Here is an 18,466-nt window from a genome sequence, read left to right as displayed (position 1 = left end):
GTTAGTAAATTCCAAAGATAGGGCATGTGATGTCTGGTGAATTCAACCTAATCGATAAATATTTCGTAAACCGACAGCCTCAACGTAAAGACGTGCACCTCGCCGCTGGTGATGATTGCGCTTTGGTTAAAGCGCCAAGTAATGTTGAGATCGCGATCAGCACCGATACCTTAGTGGCGGGTACTCACTTCTTAGCAGAAGCAAACCCAGCTTGGGTCGCACACAAAGCATTGGCTTCAAACATCAGTGATCTGGCTGCGATGGGTGCAACGCCGGCGTGGGTCTCTTTTGCCTTAACCATGCCTGAAGTAGATGAAGCTTGGCTAGCGCCGTTCTGCGACTCTTTTTTCAAACTTGCAGACTACTTTGGTATTCAGTTAATTGGTGGTGACACTACAAAGGGGCCGCTGAGCCTAACATTGACGGTACAAGGCTTTGTGCCAGAAGGGAAAGCCCTACGTAGAGATGGCGCGAAAGTCGGGGATTGGATTTACGTGACAGGCAATTTAGGTGATAGCAAGGCTGGCCTAGAGGTTCTATTAGACCCTGATGAAAACCAAGCTAAGCCGTATGCGAGGGAGCTTGAAGAGAGACACTACATCAGTTCTCCACGAGTGTTAGCGGGTCAAGCGCTTGTGAATCTTGCTTCGTCGGCTATTGATATCTCAGATGGTGTTATTGCAGATCTCAAACACATTCTTAAGCGCTCACAGGTGGGGGCAAGTATTGATGTGAGTACTTTACCTATCTCACCTGAATTACGTCAGTTTGCCCCTGATATCGCGTCGGCGCAGCAGTATGCGCTGACCAGTGGGGAAGAGTATGAGCTTTGCTTTACCGTCCCTGAAGAAAACAAAGGCTCTCTTGAAAGTGCTTTGTCACACACTGGAACAAAAGTCACCTGTATTGGTCAAATAAGACCTGTAGAATACTTTGAACTACACAATAATGGTGAACCGCTGAGCTGGAGCTTAACCGGTTACGATCACTTTAAGGTTAATTGATGACAAACCCACTATCTGCAATCTCTCTTAAAAACCCTTGGCACTTTCTAGCAACGGGTTTTGGCAGTGGCTTATCGCCTATTATTCCTGGAACCATGGGTACACTCGCCTCGATTCCTCTGTACCTATTATTGGTTCAATTGCCGTTCCCGGCTTATGTCGCGGTGGTCGTGATAAGCTGTATTATTGGTATCAAGATCTGCCAAGTGACCTCTGATGATATGGGCGTACATGATCATGGCTCTATCGTATGGGATGAGTTTGCAGGCTTTTGGATCACCATGAGCCTAGTGCCAATGTTGAGCATTCCTGCCGATGATTGGAAATGGTTGTTGACGGGCTTTGTTCTATTCCGCTTCTTTGACATGGTAAAACCGTGGCCGATTGGTTGGTTAGATGCTCGAGTTCATGGCGGTTTAGGCATCATGATTGATGATATTGTGGCAGGTATTATGGCGGCGATTTCACTGTATGCTGTGGCCCATTTTGCAGGTTGGTTAGTTTAAATAAAGATAAAACAAGGAATTACAATGTCTAATAAGGTTTACTGTATTGCTCAATTTCAGCCGAAAGAAGGTAAACTGAACGAGCTGTTTGAGGTTTTAAAAGCACTAGAGCCAAACACTCTGCGTGAAGACGGTTGTATTCAATACACAGTAACTCGTCACATTCAGAGCCCGTTTGCGGAAGGTCAGAGCTTCCCGATCGCTTTCAACGAAATCTGGGCGGATAACGAAGCGTTTGAAGCGCACTGTCAACGTCGTGAAATTCAACAGTTCTTCCAAGAGCAGTGTGTTGATGAAACAGGTTTAGTTGAGAACTTCAATGTTGCTATTTACTCTGACGAGCCAGAGAACTACGATGCACCTGTTCTTAAGCCGTGCTGCTAATTTGCTGTAGCAACTGATTTAAACAGTGGCTAGCTAATGAGTTAGTGGATACTAAAAAGGTTGACCCTAGGGCCAACCTTTTTTTGTTTTGTTGCTTATGTAGTTTGCTACTTAAAGCTATTTAGCAAGGTACTCAGAGATAGACTTCTCAATACCTTTCGCGTCTAAGCCTAGCTCTTCATGCAGCTCACCTTGAGTGCCTTGAGCAATGAACTTGTCTGGTAGACCAAGGTTCAGTACAGGCATTAGCAGTTTCTCTTGCATCAAGAACTCAATTACACCTGCACCTGCACCACCGGCAATCGCATTTTCTTCGATAGTCACCAGTACATCGTGGTCAGCGACAAGTTGTTTGATTAGAGCTTCATCTAGCGGCTTAACAAAGCGCATGTCTGCAACGGTGGCATCCATTACATCAGCAGCTTGAAGTGCATTTTCTAGGAAAGTACCAAAGCTTAGGATAGCAACCTTAGCGCCATCCTTTGCTTTTGAGCTTTCACGAACGATACGGCCTTTACCAATCTCAAGTGTAGTAAACTCACTTTGGATTTCTGTGCCCATGCCATTACCACGAGGGTAACGAACTGCACTTGGTCCATTGTGCTGGTGGCCAGTGTATAGCATTTGGCGACATTCGTTTTCGTCGCTTGGTGCCATGATCACCATGTTTGGAATACAACGCATGAAGCTTAAGTCGAACGCACCTTGGTGTGTTTGACCATCGGCACCCACAAGACCTGCACGGTCAATCGCGAACATGACCGGTAGATCCATGATAGCCACATCGTGGATCAGTTGATCGTAGCCACGTTGTAGGAATGTCGAGTAGATAGCCACAATCGGCTTGTCACCCGCAATCGCCATACCCGTTGCTAGCGTCACGGCGTGCTGCTCAGCAATCGCTACATCGAAGTATTGATCTGGGTATTCTTTAGAGAAACGCACCATGCCAGAACCTTCACGCATTGCTGGCGTGATCGCCATTAGCTTAGGATCTTGCGCTGCCATATCACATAGGAAATCACCAAAAACCTTTGAGAACGTTGGCTTAGAGCTAGTACTTTTTGATAGGCTTAATTTGGCTGGGTTGAATTTAGGTACAGCATGGTAACCAATTGGATCTTTCTCCGCTGGCTCGTAGCCTTTGCCTTTCTTGGTCATGATGTGCAGGAACTGAGGACCTTTTAGGTCTCTCATGTTCTTAAGCGTTTTAATCAGCTCGTTTACATCGTGGCCGTCTACTGGGCCAATGTAATTAAAGCCTAGCTCTTCAAACATGGTGCCAGGGACAACCATGCCTTTTAGGTGTTCTTCTGTACGACGAACTAGCTCTTTAATCGGCGGAACACCAGATAGCACTTTCTTGCCGCCCTCACGAATAGACGTGTAAAGACTGCCAGAAAGAACTTGAGCTAGGTGGTTGTTAAGCGCACCTACGTTTTCAGAAATTGACATCTCGTTATCGTTTAGGATAACCAGCATGTCATTGTGAACATCGCCTGCGTGGTTCATGGCTTCAAATGCCATACCAGCAGTAATCGCACCGTCACCAATCACACTCACAACTTTGCGGTTTTTGCCTTCTTTCTTGGCACTTATCGCCATACCGAGTGCAGCACTGATCGATGTTGATGAGTGACCAACAGAAAGGGTGTCGTACTCGCTCTCTTCACGCCATGGGAATGGGTGCAGTCCGTCTTTTTGGCGGATCGTCGACAAGCGGTCACGGCGACCGGTAAGAATTTTGTGCGGGTATGCTTGGTGACCAACATCCCAAACCAATTGGTCAAAAGGCGTGTTGTACACATAGTGTAGAGCAACAGTGAGCTCTACCGTACCTAAGCCTGACGCTAAGTGACCACTTGATTGGCTCACTGAGTTAAGAAGATAGGTGCGTAATTCATCACAAAGCTGTGTTAGCGTCTCTTTTGGGAGAAGACGCAAATCCTCTGGCTTATCAGCCAAAGCAAGAGTTGGGTACTTTGATATATCAAGAGTCATAGGTAATGCGCGCTTATTGTCTTAGTTCTTGCGCTCGATGACGTATCGGGCGAACTCTTCGAGTAACTGGGTATTGTATGGGATCGCGGCCAAAGCTTGAAGCGCTTCCTGCAGCAGAGATTGCGCTTTTTCTTGAGCGCCCTCTAAACCTAGCAAAGAAGGGTAGGTGCTTTTGTTTAAATCTTGGTCAGAGCCCTGTGGTTTACCCAAAGTTTCGGTGTCGCCAATGATATCCAAGATATCGTCTTGAACTTGGAAGGCTAATCCGATGGCATCTGCGTACTTATCTAATTGAGGCAGCACCTCGAACGCTTTTTCACCTGCAGCTAGCGCACCTAAACGGATTGCACTCTTCATAAGAGCACCGGTTTTATTACGGTGAACTTCTTCCAGCTCTTCAAGCGTCACTGCGCGGTTTTCAGCTTCGATATCGAGTGCCTGACCGATACACATACCTTGAGCTCCAGAGGCTTCAGCTAGGCGTTGAATCATTCGAACGCGGTTGCTTTCACCATCAGCACTTAATGTGCCTTCTGCAAGTATAGTAAATGCGAGAGTTTGTAGTGCATCGCCCGTTAAAATAGCCGTGGCTTCATCGAATTTGATGTGACAAGTCTGGTGGCCACGACGCAGCTCATCGTCGTCCATTGCTGGAAGGTCATCATGAATCAGAGAGTAGGCATGAATACATTCGACTGCAGAAGCTGGAGTATCGAGTTCTTCCGCGGTGCAACCGAGCATTTCCCCTGTAATATAGACAAGAAATGGACGCGCGCGTTTGCCGCCTAAAAGTAACCCATAACGCATTGCGTTGATCAGATTCTGATTTTGGTGTGGCAGGCGGTCAAGCCAAAGGTTCAGTTGCTCGTTATTACGTGCTTGATAAGACAATAAAGTCTCGATCATAGGGGATCTCATACAATTCGTTATTCTGGTTGTGGGTTAAAGTCACTCAGTTCTGCATTTTCGTCATTTTGCAGTAGGATGCTAACACGTTGTTCTGCATCGTTTAGTTTACTTTGACCTGCACGAGCGAGGGAGATACCTCGTTCGAATTTTTTCAGCGCATCATCTAAAGCTAGATCACCGTTTTCTAGTTGATCAACCAAGCCATCGAGCTCTTCGATTGCCGCTTCAAAGCTCATATTTTCAGGTTTCTTAGTAGCCATAATAAATCTGCGTTTGGAAAGATGAACGAACGTTACCCTAGGGCGTTCAGATGGTCAAATGTAACCAATAAATTTTGCTAGAAAGTTCGTTTTTAAGAGGCTTGAAGTCACTTTCCTTTAATAACCCTACCTTTCTCGAGTTTATGGCTGTTCGAGAACGGGGAAGCGGGTAATAGTTGTGATACAAAAAGCAAAAGTGTGATACTTAGGCCAAGAATTTACTAAAAGATCTTATAGTCTTGCCGATAAAAGGATTATCGTCGACATAGAGCTACAAAAAAGCATGAGGAGTGCTCAGTGGATTTAGCAACCCTAATAGGTTTGATTGGTGGATTTGCCTTTGTAATCATGGCAATGATCCTAGGTGGAAGCCTCGGGATGTTCTATGACACGACATCCATTTTGATCGTGATTGGTGGTTCAACGTTTGTTGTTCTAATGAAGTTCACCATGGGACAGTTCTTTGGTGCGGCTAAAATTGCCGGCAAAGCATTTATGTTTAAAGTCGATGAGCCTGAAGATCTTATCGCTAAGATTGTTGAAATGGCAGACGCAGCACGTAAAGGTGGTTTCTTAGCTCTGGAAGAGATGGAAATCAGCAACAGCTTTATGCAAAAGGGCATCGACCTGTTGGTTGATGGCCATGATGGTGATGTAGTGCGAGCTGCATTGCAAAAAGACATTGCGCTAACGACAGAACGTCACGAGCAGGGCGCGAAGGTGTTCTCTGCCTTTGGTGATGTTTCTCCTGCGATGGGTATGATCGGTACCTTGGTCGGTTTGGTTGCCATGCTTTCGAACATGGATGACCCTAAAGCGATCGGCCCTGCGATGGCCGTTGCACTCTTAACTACGCTGTATGGCGCAATTCTATCGAACATGGTGTTTTTCCCAATCGCAGACAAACTAGCGCTGCGTCGTGACCAAGAGACACTGAACCGTCGTTTGGTGATGGACGGTGTGCTGGCTATCCAAGATGGTCAAAACCCACGAGTTATTGATGGTTACCTGAAGAGCTACCTGAATGAAGGTAAGCGTACGATTGATGGTGAACCTGCGTAAGAGGAGTTGAAGATGGATGAAGAGAATCCATGTAAATGTCCTCCTCCGGGGTTACCTCAATGGATGGGAACATTTGCTGACTTGATGTCACTGTTGATGTGTTTCTTCGTACTTCTACTCTCATTCTCTGAGATGGATGTACTGAAGTTCAAACAGATCGCTGGCTCGATGAAGTTCGCATTTGGTGTACAGAACCGTTTAGAAGTAAAAGACATCCCAAAAGGGACTAGCATCATTGCGCAAGAGTTTCGTCCTGGTCGTCCAGAGCCTACGCCGATTGATGTGATCATGCAGCAAACGATAGATATCACTCAGCAGACGTTGGAATTTCATGAAGGTGAATCTGAGCGCGCTGGTGGTACCATGCGTGACCAAGGTAAGATGACCGGAGGCAAGTCGCCAGAGGTATCGACTCACGACAACCAAAACTCTGAGTCAGACCAGCAGCAACAACAAGCCGAAGCTCAATCGCAAGAGATGGAAACCTTGATGGAAAGCATCAAGAAGGCGTTGGAACGAGAAATCGACCAAGGCGCGATCGAGGTAGAAAACCTTGGCCAACAGATTGTGATTCGAATTCGTGAGAAGGGTGCATTCCCATCGGGTTCTGCTTTCCTACAGCCTAAGTTCCGACCTTTGGTGAGACAGGTGGCTGAATTAGTGAAAGATGTTCCGGGCATTGTTCGAATCTCAGGTCACACTGATAACCAACGTCTTGATTCTGAGCTGTATCGTTCGAATTGGGATCTGTCATCTCAGCGAGCGGTATCTGTTGCTCAAGAGATGGAAAAGGTACGCGGATTCTCTCATCAACGTTTGAGAGTACGTGGTATGGCGGATACTGAGCCCGTAGAGCCGAACGATACTGAATGGCAGCGTAGCCTGAACCGTCGCGTCGAGATCAGTATCATGCAAGGTGAGCCACTTTACAGCGATGAAGTTCCAGTGATTTCTGAATAGTACCGAGCTACGAGTTAAGCTGACTTATTAAATTAACCAGAAAGCCCAACCTTATGATGAGGTTGGGCTTTTTATTTATGTGGTGAGTGGTTTATCTATTTATAACAATACCGACAGTGAGTAAGCATGCTATTTTTAATAGGGTGTGTATTTATTACTGGTGCCAAAGCAAGCACTCTTTTCCTTGTTTCACTTTCTCATGTATAATTCGCGCCCTTAGATTTAGATATGATCTACTCTTGCTTTAAGTGCTGCGTAAATTCTCCAATTTACTTGGCGAAGAGCCTTTTCAAATTTTGAACATTAATGTTGTGAACGTACTATGAAATTTATTGTTAAGCCCCATCCGGAAATTTTTGTAAAAAGTGAATCGGTGCGTAAGCGCTTCACAAGGATTCTAGAGTGCAACATTCGTAACGTTATTCAGCGTCGCTGTGAAGGTGTTGCGGTATTTAACCGTCGTGACCATATAGAAGTGACGTCTGAGAGTGATAAGTACTACACAGAAGTGTTAGAGGCTCTTACTCACACTCCTGGTATTCACCACTCTTTAGAAGTACAACAGTCAGATTTTAAAGACTTGCACGATATCTATGAGCAAGTTTTAGAGCGCAGCCGTGCTGACATTGAAGGTAAAACTTTCTCTGTTCGTGCTAAGCGTCGCGGTAAGCATGAGTTCACGTCTATCGAGCTTGAGCGCTACGTAGGTGGCGGTCTGAATCAAGCGGTTGAGTCGGCACGCGTTAAGCTGAAAGATCCAGAAGTAACGGTTAAAGTTGAAGTGGCTAATGACAAACTGAACCAAGTTCTGGCGCGTCACAAAGGCCTTGGTGGTTTCCCTCTAGGTACTCAAGAAGACCTACTGAGCTTGATCTCTGGTGGTTTTGACTCTGGCGTATCAAGCTATCTACACATCAAACGTGGCTCTAAAGTTCACTACTGTTTCTTCAACCTTGGCGGTCCTGCGCACGAGATTGGCGTTAAGCAAGTAGCTCACTACCTGTGGAACAAGTACGGTTCTTCGGCAAAAGTGAAGTTCATCTCTGTTGATTTCGAACCGGTTGTTGCTGAAATCCTTGAGAATGTAGAAGACGGCCAAATGGGCGTTGTGCTTAAGCGAATGTTCATGCGTGCTGGTGGCATGGTTGCTGACAAGTTCAAGATCGAAGCATTGGTCACTGGTGAGGCACTAGGTCAGGTATCAAGCCAAACGCTAACTAACCTGCGTCACATTGATAACGTAACGGACACGCTGATCCTTCGTCCACTTATCAACTGGGATAAAGAAGACATCATCGACCTTGCGCGCGAGATCGGCACCGAAGATTTCGCGAAAGTAATGCCTGAATACTGTGGTGTTATCTCTAAGAAGCCAACAGTGAAAGCGAAGAAAGGTAAACTTGCAGCAGAAGAAGCTAAGTTTAACTTTGAAGTGCTAGAGCAAGTGATCGAGAACGCTCGTGTTATGGATATCCGTGATATTGAGAAAGAGAGCCAAGAGCAAGCTCCAGAAGTGGAACAGGTTCAAGCTGTGGCTGAGCACGCTATCGTTCTTGATATCCGTAGCCCAGATGAAGAAGACGAAAGCCCATTAGAAATCGATGGCGTTGATGTAAAACACCTACCTTTCTACAAGCTAGCGACGCAATTTGGTGACCTAGACCAAGGTAAAGAGTACCTATTGTACTGTGACCGTGGTGTTATGAGCCGTCTGCAAGCGCTATACTTGCAAGAGCAGGGCTTCAAGAACGTTAAAGTGTACCGCCCATAGTCTGCTAGCTTAGAGCACGACTTAGGTTGTAACAGATACAGAAAGCCGCTTACTGAAAAGTAAGCGGCTTTTTATTTATCGGTTGATTGTTATTCTGTAATCGGTACAGTTATTTCACCGCGTAGCTCGTATGGTATTTTGTTTAAAAACAAGCTGATGTTATACATCTATTTTTAGGTTGTAGGGTTAGCATTCGCATTGTTACTGAAAAATGCAATTAAATGCTTATTTTTGTATGCGTATAATTGTTTAAGTAAGCGAAGGTTAGATTTTGTGAGTAGAGTGAAGAAATAGTAAGGATTAATTAGCACAGCTATTGGTAAACTTATTGTTACTTTTCTTTGGGCATAAAAAAACACCGCCTAATAGGCGGTGTAAACAATTTGACAGACAGGTCAAAATAAATACAGGAAGTAGATGCCTCGTTTCAGCGCGTAGCTGCAACAAAACATTTGGTAGAACTCTACCCAACTCGAAAAGTACGAGTTTGCAAACACAACATCGCAGGAGCTAAGCCAATTGATTCTAGAGAGAATCAAGCCGTTCAGGCTAGCTGCTGCGGAATGAAATATAGAATTTCTCTAGCCGCTAGGCAACGGACAAATTATAATGTTTCAGATAAAAAAAACTAATGCTTATTTAGAGAGTAACTATGTCTCGTCGATTACCCCCATTAAACTCGCTAAGAGTGTTTGAAGCTGCGGCTCGACACTTGAGTTTTACGCGTGCCGCTGAAGAGTTGTTTGTTACTCAAGCTGCGGTTAGTCACCAGATAAAAGCTTTAGAAGAGTTTCTGTCTTTGAAGCTTTTTCGCCGAAGAAACCGTTCTTTGTTGCTCACTGAAGAAGGGCAAAGCTACTTCTTAGATATCAAAGATATATTTACATCATTGGCTGAGGCCACTGATAAGGTGCTTGAGAGAAGTGAGAAGGGCGCATTAACCATCAGCTTGCCACCAAGCTTTGCGATTCAATGGTTAGTACCAAGGCTTGCTGACTTTAATCAACAAGAACCTGATATCGATGTTCGAATTAAGGCCGTTGATATGGATGAGGGTTCGTTGACGGATGATGTGGACGTCGCAATCTACTATGGTCGAGGGAACTGGCCGGGCTTGAGAGCCGATAAATTGTATCAAGAGTACTTGGTTCCTCTCTGCTCCCCATCTGTGTTATTGGGAACAAAACCATTAGAATCTCTAAAAGATTTGGCATGCCATACGCTATTGCATGACACCTCTCGTAAAGATTGGAAACAGTTTGCGAAACAAAACGGCATTGATGGCGTTAATGTAAACCATGGACCGATCTTCAGCCACTCAACCATGGTGCTTCAAGCCGCAGCTCACGGGCAAGGCATTGCATTGGGTAACAACGTTCTCGCACAACCTGAAATAGAAGCGGGCCGCTTGATTGCGCCGTTTGATGAAGTATTAGTAAGTAAGAATGCTTTCTATGTTGTGTGTCATGAGAAACAAGCCGACATGGGCCGTATCGCTACTTTCCGTGATTGGATGCTGGCTAAAGCACAAAGTGAACAAGAGGACTTACTTGATGAGTAACATCATTATTGATGGTGAAGATAATCCGATCACCTTTATCTTTGCGCACGGTGCGGGCGCTGGTATGGATCATGAGTTCATGCAGTCGGTGGCCAAAGGTTTAGCCTTTAAAGGGATACGAGTGGTTCGTTTCAATTTCCCTTATATGATCAAGCGTGCCGAAGATGGTAAGCGTCGTCCACCTGATAGAGCGCCTAAGCTGCTTGAAGCCTATCAAGAGATCATTGAGCAAACTGATGCTGACAAGCTTGTGATTGGTGGTAAGTCGATGGGAGGCCGCATGGCGAGTCACTTATCTGAGTTGGATAAAGTGGCAGCGATGGCTTGTTTAGGTTTCCCTTTTCATCCTCCGGGTAAGCCAGAGAATTATAAAGGTGAACACCTCGCTTCTTTGCAAAAGCCGTGTCTGATTCTTCAAGGCGAACGCGATACCTTTGGTAAGCGTGAAGAGTTTGCTGATTTCGACCTGTCGGATTCTATTCGAGTTGAGTTTATTCCTGATGGTGATCACAGCTTCAAACCACGCAAGAGTTCTGGTTACACAGAGCAACAGAACATCGCGTTAACGGTTGAAAAGCTCTCAGCATTCATTAAAGAGGTGCTTAATGAAAAGTAAGTACCTACTTACCTTCGCTGGTCTATCTGGTGCTATTGCGGTGATGCTTGGCGCGTTTGCTGCACACGGTTTAAAAGCTATTTTGCCTGAGTACGTGTTAGGTGTATTCGAAACGGGTGTTCAGTATCAGTTTATTCACACGTTAGCGATATTAGCGTGTGGTGCTCTGCTACAGATGAAACTTGGCGCTAAATCACAAAAATATTTTTTCATTGCGGCAATTTGCTTTATCATCGGCATCCTTTGTTTTAGTGGTAGCCTGTATGCGCTAGCACTGACAGGAATAAAATGGTTTGGCCCAATAACTCCGTTTGGTGGTCTACTATTTATCATTGGTTGGGGAGTCTTCTCCTTCGCTGCTTTGAATATAAAAGAGGTAACTCAGTGAAACACGTACTACTTTATTGTCGCTCTGGTTTTGAAAAAGAATGTGCTGGCGAAATTCAAGACAAGGCAACACAACTGGAAGTGTTTGGTTTTCCTCGCTTAAAGAACAATACTGGTTTCGTATTGTTTGAATGTTACCAAGCTGGTGAAGCGGACAAGTTGATCAAAGAGATCGATTTCCAATCTCTGATCTTTGCTCGTCAAATGCTAGCTGTAGCGGTTGAAATCAAAGATCTACCAACCGATGACCGCATCTCTCCAATTCTTGAGGCGCTTTCTGAGAAAGAAAGTTTCCCACGTTGTGGTGATATCCGTATTGAAACGCCAGATACTAACGAAGCAAAAGAGCTACTGAAGTTCTGTCGTAAGTTTACTGTTCCAATGCGCCAAGCTATGCGTGGCAAAGGTCTGATGACAGCGAAAGACAACGCTAAAAAGCCTGTGCTTCACTTGTGCTTCATCGCTCCGGGTCACTGTTTTGTTGGTTATTCTTACCCAACCAACAACTCACAATTCTTTATGGGCATCCCTCGTTTGAAGTTCCCTTCAGATGCGCCAAGCCGTTCTACATTGAAGCTAGAAGAAGCGTTCCACGTGTTCATCCCTCGTGATGAGTGGGATGAGCGTCTTGCTCCGGGTATGTGGGGGGTAGATTTAGGTGCCTGTCCAGGCGGTTGGACTTACCAACTAGTGAAACGTTCTATGTTCGTTCACTGTGTTGATAACGGCATGATGGCAGACAGCCTGATGGAAACTGGCCAAATCAAACACCACATGGTGGATGGCTTTAAGTTCGAACCAGACCGTAAGAACGTCACTTGGATCATCTGTGACATGGTTGAGAAACCTGCGCGCGTTGCACACCTTATGGGTGAGTGGATCATCAAAGGTTGGGCGAAAGAAGCACTATTCAACCTTAAACTGCCAATGAAGGGCCGTTACGATGAAGTTCTGCAAGATATTGAGAATCTAAAACTGTTCCTGATTGAGAACAAAGTGAAGTTCAAGATGCAGGCGAAGCACCTATATCATGACCGTGAAGAGATCACCGTTCATATTCAGTCGCTTTCAAATATCTCACCGCATTAATATTAGCGTTGATATGTCACTGATTAAAATGCTCCTTTAGGGGCATTTTTTGTATTTAAAATTCGTGAAATGCTTGGATTTAGGCATGTAAACGAAGGGAATAGTGTCGAAACCCCGGTTGTTTCGTATTTGAATGTTAAAAAAGCCGTAAGTGATCGAGACTGACGGCTACCTATCTTTAGGGGTGATACGAAGCTGGATTTATTCAAAGATTCAGCAGCAAAACGAAGTAAGTTTTACAGCGAGATCATCCTAGCAAAATTTATTTTATTAAAAAGATGAACACCGGTGTTGATAACATTTTTGATAAGAAATACGCAGAGCATACTGGCTTTGGTATCTCTTGGGGCTCAGACAAGTACACCAGCTACGAAGCCGGTCGTAACTTCAAAGCCTCTATCGCTTATAACTTCTAATCATCTGATTAAGTTCAGTTAGGCGGCAGCCGAAAATAACAAAAAGCCTTAGTATCGACTAAGGCTTTTCTGTATCTGGTGTCTCGTCCTGAAATGTGTTTACACATTGAGGACGAATTATGACTACTTCAAATAATACCTACGTTAAGCGCACTCAGCGTGATTACACACTAGGCTTTAAATTACAGGTCGTCGCCGCTGTAGAAAGAGGCGATATGACCTATAAACAAGCCCAAACTATTTATGGTATCCAAGGCCGTTCAACCGTTTTAACCTGGCTTCGAAAGCACGGTAAGATGAATTGGGCGCAAAATCCAAGGATGAATGTCATGAGCCAATCACCGAAGCCTAAAGAGTCGCCTGCACAGAAAATAAAACGTCTGAGAAAGAGTTGGAAGACGAAAAAATCAAGAACCTCTTCTTAAATAGAGTGGTTGATATTCTTGATGCTGAGCACGGAACCAGTCTGAGAAAAAAGTATCTAGCCAAGGAGCAAGAAGCCTTCAAAAACAGGAAGGAATAAGTTTAGTTCGGGTATGTAGGCTTTGCGGCATAACAAGGCAGAGTGTTTATCAACGAGAAAAGCGAGCTCATCATCGTCGGTTAGAGCTTAAACCGATTAAAAAAATGGTGTTAGATATTAGGCGTTATATGCCTCGGGTTGGTACTAGGAAGCTCTATTTTTTAATAAAGCCCAGACTACAAGAGCAAGGTATCAAGTTAGGCCGAGATGCGCTTTTCAACTACTTACGCGCTGAGCGATTGTTGGTAAGACCTAAGCGTAGTTTTACAAAAACGACCAATAGTCGGCATTGGATGAAGAAACACCCGAACTTATTAAAGGACTACAAGCCATGTAGTCCAGAGAGTGTCTTGGTGAGCGACATAACCTATGTCCAATCTGATGAAGGAGTTCACTACCTATCATTGGTTACGGATGCGTTTAGCCGAAAAATAATGGGCTATGAGCTGAGTAATGAAATGAAAGCGACGGATGTCGTGAAAGCGCTAGATATGGCTATCAAAGGGCGTCGATATCATCATTCTTGTATTCATCATTCAGATCGTGGACTGCAGTATTGCTCAGGTGTATATCAAGATAAATTGAAAACTAGCGGCATAATGCCTTCGATGACAGATGGTTATGACTGCTACCAAAATGCCTTAGCAGAAAGAATAAATGGGATCCTGAAACAAGAGTTCTTACTTGATAGATGTAAGAATCTTGAGGAGCTTAAACGACTAGTAAAAGAGTCTATCAATATCTATAACAATATGAGGCCACATCTCAGTCTCATGATGAAAACTCCAAATGAGGTGCATGAAAAAAGCCAACAGTCGGCGCTGTTGGCTTAGTAAAAAACTGTCAACGTATTTTAGGACGAGACATGGAACTTGGTATAACAAAGGGTTTTGTATAGAGCTAAGAGCTCGCTTCGTAACGAATATCTTGGAGGTTAAAGCCTAAATCTATGTCTGTTTTGAGAGCAGAGACTTGCTTACACACTCGAGCGGACTCAATGTGTTCATCAAACTTCTTACGATATTTCTTCGGTAAGTCTTCCGCTTGGTATGCAGTTTCAATATCGGGGTACGAAGTTAATATCTCTTTTGCTGCTTTTGGCCCCACGCCAGGGATGCCTGGCACTTGGCTAGAGCTTACACCGGTTAACCCCCAGTAATCTGCAAGCTGCTCTGGTTTTACGCCGAATTCCGCCTCGATAAAGGGCTTATCTAACCAGCGATGTTGGAAATAATCGCGGATCTGCAGGGTAGGCGACAACAGTTGGCAGTAGCCTTTGTCTGTAGAGATGATGGTTACGGTCTCGCCATGGTCTGCAACTTTCTTTGCCAGTGTTGCAACCAAGTCATCCGCTTCATCACCATCGGACAGTAACGAGTCTATTCCTAATTCCCACCAAGCTTGTTGGATCGCATCAAGGCCTTGCATGAGCGGCTCTGGCATGGGTTTACGGTTCTGCTTGTAAGCAGGCAGTACTTCCGCGCGCCAGCCTCGGTCTTGCAGGTGATGATCAAACACCGCGATGATATGAGTCGGCTTAGACTCTGAAGTAATCTTATTTAGAGTTCGAGTTGTCGTGGTGATGGTTCTTGCTATATCGGTTGGATCCGGCTGAGCCGAGTGCACGCGTCGGATGAGATTCAAGGCATCGATAATAACAAGATGGATAGACATAAGTTTCCACTAAATAGGCAATAAAAAAGGGGCTGCTAGCCCCTTATAGTAACGTATCAGTTAGTGAGTTGAAACGTTGGTAACGTAAACGCCTTAATCACGAGAGGCGATTTTATAGCAAGGCACGTAGTCGGTCCCGCCCGGTAGCTTCATTCGATGTTGCTCAACAAAGTCGTTAAGCAGTTGGTCCATTTTGGTCATTAGCTCTTTATCACCATCGATAATGAATGGGCCATGTTTTTCTATCTCTAGAATACCTTCAGCTTTGACATTACCCGCAACAATGCCCGAGAACGCTTTGCGCAGATTCGCCGCAAGGCTCTCTGTTTTCTGATCCATGTGTAGGTCGAGTGCCGCCATCGATTCGTGAGTCGGATCGAACGGCAGTTGGAACTCAGGTTCAATATGCAGTGACCAGTTATAGCTGTAGGCATCGCCGGTCTCTTTACGGTGAGAACGGACATCCGGCATAGCTTGCTTCATGATTTTCGCGGCGCGAGCCGGGTCATCAATCACGATCTCATAATGTTTCTGTGCTTCTGGACCTAATGTCTCGCCAATGAATTTATCAATTGAGCGGAAGTAGGCTTCACTCTCCTTTGAGCCCGTTAATACAATCGGCATTGGCTGATCGGCATTGTTCGGGTGCATCATAATACCTAAGATGTACAACAGCTCTTCGGCAGTACCTGGGCCGCCAGGGAAGATGATGATGCCGTGCGCCATACGAACAAACGCCTCAAGACGCTTCTCAATATCTGGCATAATCACTAGCTCATTCACGATAGGGTTTGGTGGCTCAGCCGCAATGATAGATGGTTCAGTAAGACCTAGGTAACGGTGATCGGTGTAACGCTGCTTCGCGTGACCAATTGCCGCCCCCTTCATTGGGCCTTCCATCGCGCCCGGTCCACAACCGGTACAGATGTTGAGTTCTCGCAAGCCTAGTTCATTACCGACTTCACGAGTGTATTGGTATTCGCTGGCATTGATTGAGTGACCGCCCCAACACACGATAAGGTTAGGTTCGATACCCGGAGTTAATGCTCCAGCATTTCTTAAAATACCAAACACTAGGTTAGTAATATGAGTGGCGTTGGTTAGGTTAAGCCTTTGGTTGTCGGCTAGGTGCATGTTGACGTACACAATGTCACGCAGCACTGAAAATAGGTGTTCTTGAATACCCTTGATGATTTCACCATCAACAAAGGCATGCTCTGGCGGATTGCTCAGTTCGAGCTTAATACCACGCTCACGGCGTACGACTTCTACATCGAACGATTTGTATTTATCGAGCAATTCCTTGGAGTTGTCGGTATGGCTACCCGAGTTAAGTACCGCTAACGTACAGTTACGATACAGTTGGTACAGATCACTAGATGCGGTTTTCTTAAGACGCTCAACCTCAAGTTGAGAGAGTAAATCCATGCTACCGGCAGGGCTAATATGAGTGATCATAGTGCCTCCTTGTTGATAAGAGCAGGGGAGACAGTTAAGTAACCCTCTGACTCGAGAGTGAGAAGCAAACGTTGAAAGTGTTTGGTTAAAGGTGAGAGAGTTAACCAGACGAAACGGATACGACAGCGTTGCTTAATGGATTATATAAACTGCTCAAGAGCGAATATATGGCATTGCTTGCCAAGAATGCTTGTTAAGCGAATGTTAATCATTAGCTTAGCAAACATTGAGGAAATTGGTATGTGATAAGTATTTGAAAAAATGAAATAAATTAAATTTAAGGCCACTTAGTGCCAAACAAGTTGGTTGGTTCCGCGCTGTTTTGCCTTATTTAAAGTTTTATTGAGTCGCTCTAATACTTCTTCTGGTGTATCTGACTCTTTGAACTGAGTACTTGCAGCACATAAAGTTATCGTGATTTGTTGGTCACGGAACTTAAATGGTAAACGGCTTACCTGAGTTTGAATGTTTTGAATCACCTGATGGCAATATTCATCGGTTTGTTCTGGAAGCAATAAGATAAATTCTTCACCAGAAAAACGCGCTACGGTATCGGTAGTGCTGGCTTCTTTGGTGATGGTTCTTGCGATGATCTTTAGGGCTTTATCGCCCGCAGTGTAACCAAAGCTGTCGTTAATCGATTTGAAATTGTCGATATCAAGCAGTACTACACGTAGCGAGTGTTGTGCGCGAATCCAACGGCGGTACTCAAGCTCTAAACGATCGGTAAACGCAGTACGGTTGTACACCTTTGTTAGAGGGTCAAGCAGCATACGCTGAGCCTGATCTTCTAAACGCTTACGGTAATCTTGAGTAACTTCATATAGGGAATCGAGCTGAGTTTTTCCGTAGCTCATTCGTTCGATCAGTGCTTGCTCTTTTTGCTCGGCGTGATTCAACCTTTCAGATAGAGAGGCGATTTCACTGAGTAGAGGATTGATCGACTGTTTTAAGCTATCAATATCCTTCGCTCTCTCAACTGAGCTTTGGCTTTTGCTCACCAGCTCAGTGAGCTCAGAGTTTAGACCTTGGCGATGCTCAAAATAGCTTTGGCTTTGATCGGTATTCTGGTCTGCGGTTTTTATGCTCGATGCGAGTGACGCGTTGAGTTGGTCGATAAACTGCTCAGATTTTTTACGCTCTAGTGTGGTGCCTTCAATCACTAGCTTGAGGATCTGAAGTGTCAGCTCAAGCAGGTTCTGTGTAGAAACACCAAGCAATAGCTTTGCGCGAATATCGGTCAGCACATCACCTGATTCGCCCTCAAAATCGAGTTCGGTAATCAGATGTTGTAATTCGTTTGATAGGTCAGAAAGGAGTTCTTGTTCTGGGCTGTGTGCAGTGTCGGCGAACTGAGAGCGTGAGTTATTCGCCATGATCTTTATGGCACGCTCATAAATACCGAGCAGTTTTATTGCATGGTCGACTTTCTGACTACCATTGCATTCGGAGAAGCTAAGTAAGTTTCGTAGGTCGCGCTTGAGCTGTGCTGGAAGGCCGGTTATGCGTTGCAGCGTCTCCCCACTGTGCTTAATGCTATCGTCCAGATATCCGTTCTGTTTATCCATAGCCAAGGTTTTCTGCTTCAGCATCCTTTCTAGTACTGCCAGCTTTGGGATCATCGAGCTAATATCTTTCTGTTTTTCTAGCTCTTCCCTAAGGGCAATGAGGTTTTCATCTAAATGGCTATTACTGCCAACGCACGCGTCACTTAAAGATGTGACGATTCGCTTTAAAACTTTCTGTTCGCGAATAAATTTGAACGAGGTGTCTCTTTGCGTCAAACGAACTTGCTCCAACTGAAATTTCAGCTGGTGGAGTTGCGCCTGAATGTCTTTTTCAAGAATGCCCATAGATGTATTAATTAGCGCCGCGTAGATCGATC

General features: G+C 45.0%; 17 protein-coding genes and 1 pseudogene. 12 read left to right on the top strand and 6 right to left on the bottom strand.

Features of this window, described 5'->3' with window-relative positions:
• Positions 1-29: 29 nt before the first annotated feature.
• Genes thiL through OCV52_RS12360 form a run of 3 tightly spaced genes read left to right on the top strand, consistent with a single transcriptional unit; the run spans position 30 to position 1,894 of the window.
• Positions 30-1,004: a thiamine-phosphate kinase gene (gene thiL, locus OCV52_RS12370; protein ID WP_137408262.1), complete on the top strand. Its 975-nt coding sequence runs from the start codon at positions 30-32 to the stop codon at positions 1,002-1,004.
• The gene (gene pgpA, locus OCV52_RS12365) at positions 1,004-1,510 is read left to right on the top strand and encodes a phosphatidylglycerophosphatase A (protein ID WP_102426136.1); all 507 of its coding nucleotides are present in this window, start codon (positions 1,004-1,006) and stop codon (positions 1,508-1,510) included. Before thiL ends, pgpA begins: the two co-directional genes overlap by 1 nt.
• Before the next feature lie 24 nt (positions 1,511-1,534).
• Positions 1,535-1,894: a putative quinol monooxygenase gene (locus OCV52_RS12360; RefSeq protein ID WP_137408261.1), complete on the top strand. Its 360-nt coding sequence runs from the start codon at positions 1,535-1,537 to the stop codon at positions 1,892-1,894.
• A gap of 117 nt (positions 1,895-2,011) precedes the next feature.
• On the opposite strand, the gene dxs is transcribed toward OCV52_RS12360, so the two are convergent.
• Genes dxs through xseB form a run of 3 tightly spaced genes read right to left on the bottom strand, consistent with a single transcriptional unit; the run spans position 2,012 to position 5,064 of the window.
• Entirely contained in the window at positions 2,012-3,895 is a 1,884-nt protein-coding gene (gene dxs / locus OCV52_RS12355; RefSeq protein ID WP_137408260.1) for a 1-deoxy-D-xylulose-5-phosphate synthase, read from the bottom strand.
• A gap of 21 nt (positions 3,896-3,916) precedes the next feature.
• A complete protein-coding gene (ispA, locus tag OCV52_RS12350; protein WP_004741514.1) occupies positions 3,917-4,801 on the bottom strand; it encodes a (2E,6E)-farnesyl diphosphate synthase in 885 nt (294 codons plus the stop codon).
• Between the two features lie 20 nt (positions 4,802-4,821).
• Complete coding sequence (xseB, locus tag OCV52_RS12345; protein ID WP_004734405.1) at positions 4,822-5,064, bottom strand: exodeoxyribonuclease VII small subunit; 243 nt, start codon at positions 5,062-5,064, stop codon at positions 4,822-4,824.
• A 297-nt stretch (positions 5,065-5,361) separates the two neighbouring features.
• Here xseB and pomA point away from each other — a divergent pair, with 297 nt between their 5' ends.
• From pomA to OCV52_RS12300, 9 genes and pseudogenes are all read left to right on the top strand, one after another.
• Positions 5,362-6,126, top strand: a complete 765-nt coding sequence (gene pomA, locus OCV52_RS12340) for a flagellar motor protein PomA (protein WP_137408259.1) — start codon at positions 5,362-5,364, stop codon at positions 6,124-6,126.
• Positions 6,127-6,138: 12 nt separating this feature from the next.
• Positions 6,139-7,086: a flagellar motor protein MotB gene (locus tag OCV52_RS12335; protein ID WP_102426134.1), complete on the top strand. Its 948-nt coding sequence runs from the start codon at positions 6,139-6,141 to the stop codon at positions 7,084-7,086.
• 322 nt (positions 7,087-7,408) lie between these two features.
• A complete protein-coding gene (gene thiI, locus OCV52_RS12330; RefSeq protein ID WP_004738516.1) occupies positions 7,409-8,857 on the top strand; it encodes a tRNA uracil 4-sulfurtransferase ThiI in 1,449 nt (482 codons plus the stop codon).
• 652 nt (positions 8,858-9,509) lie between these two features.
• Positions 9,510-10,418: a transcriptional regulator GcvA gene (locus tag OCV52_RS12325; RefSeq protein WP_004738518.1), complete on the top strand. Its 909-nt coding sequence runs from the start codon at positions 9,510-9,512 to the stop codon at positions 10,416-10,418.
• Positions 10,411-11,034 (top strand): alpha/beta fold hydrolase, encoded by a 624-nt coding sequence (locus OCV52_RS12320; RefSeq protein ID WP_137408258.1) that lies wholly within the window; start codon positions 10,411-10,413, stop codon positions 11,032-11,034. Before OCV52_RS12325 ends, OCV52_RS12320 begins: the two co-directional genes overlap by 8 nt.
• A complete protein-coding gene (locus OCV52_RS12315; protein ID WP_137408257.1) occupies positions 11,024-11,422 on the top strand; it encodes a DUF423 domain-containing protein in 399 nt (132 codons plus the stop codon). The genes OCV52_RS12320 and OCV52_RS12315 overlap by 11 nt, the downstream gene beginning before the upstream one ends.
• Entirely contained in the window at positions 11,419-12,510 is a 1,092-nt protein-coding gene (gene rlmM / locus OCV52_RS12310; protein WP_137408256.1) for a 23S rRNA (cytidine(2498)-2'-O)-methyltransferase RlmM, read from the top strand. Before OCV52_RS12315 ends, rlmM begins: the two co-directional genes overlap by 4 nt.
• A 278-nt stretch (positions 12,511-12,788) precedes the next feature.
• The gene (locus tag OCV52_RS12305; RefSeq protein ID WP_315973339.1) at positions 12,789-12,926 is read left to right on the top strand and encodes a hypothetical protein; all 138 of its coding nucleotides are present in this window, start codon (positions 12,789-12,791) and stop codon (positions 12,924-12,926) included.
• A 119-nt stretch (positions 12,927-13,045) separates the two neighbouring features.
• A pseudogene (locus OCV52_RS12300) lies at positions 13,046-14,282 on the top strand (IS3 family transposase).
• A gap of 67 nt (positions 14,283-14,349) precedes the next feature.
• Here OCV52_RS12300 and xni read toward each other — a convergent pair.
• From xni to OCV52_RS12285, 3 genes are all read right to left on the bottom strand, one after another.
• Positions 14,350-15,123: a flap endonuclease Xni gene (xni, locus tag OCV52_RS12295; RefSeq protein ID WP_137408255.1), complete on the bottom strand. Its 774-nt coding sequence runs from the start codon at positions 15,121-15,123 to the stop codon at positions 14,350-14,352.
• 93 nt (positions 15,124-15,216) lie between these two features.
• Entirely contained in the window at positions 15,217-16,581 is a 1,365-nt protein-coding gene (ppnN, locus tag OCV52_RS12290; protein ID WP_102423038.1) for a nucleotide 5'-monophosphate nucleosidase PpnN, read from the bottom strand.
• A gap of 287 nt (positions 16,582-16,868) precedes the next feature.
• Positions 16,869-18,434 (bottom strand): sensor domain-containing diguanylate cyclase, encoded by a 1,566-nt coding sequence (locus tag OCV52_RS12285; protein WP_137408254.1) that lies wholly within the window; start codon positions 18,432-18,434, stop codon positions 16,869-16,871.
• Positions 18,435-18,466 lie beyond the last annotated feature (32 nt).

This window comes from Vibrio chagasii, from assembly GCF_024347355.1.
GTDB classification, from domain to species: Bacteria; Pseudomonadota; Gammaproteobacteria; order Enterobacterales; family Vibrionaceae; genus Vibrio; species Vibrio chagasii.
Note: the sequence above shows the minus strand (reverse complement) of the source record. Positions and strands in the feature narration are given on the sequence as shown.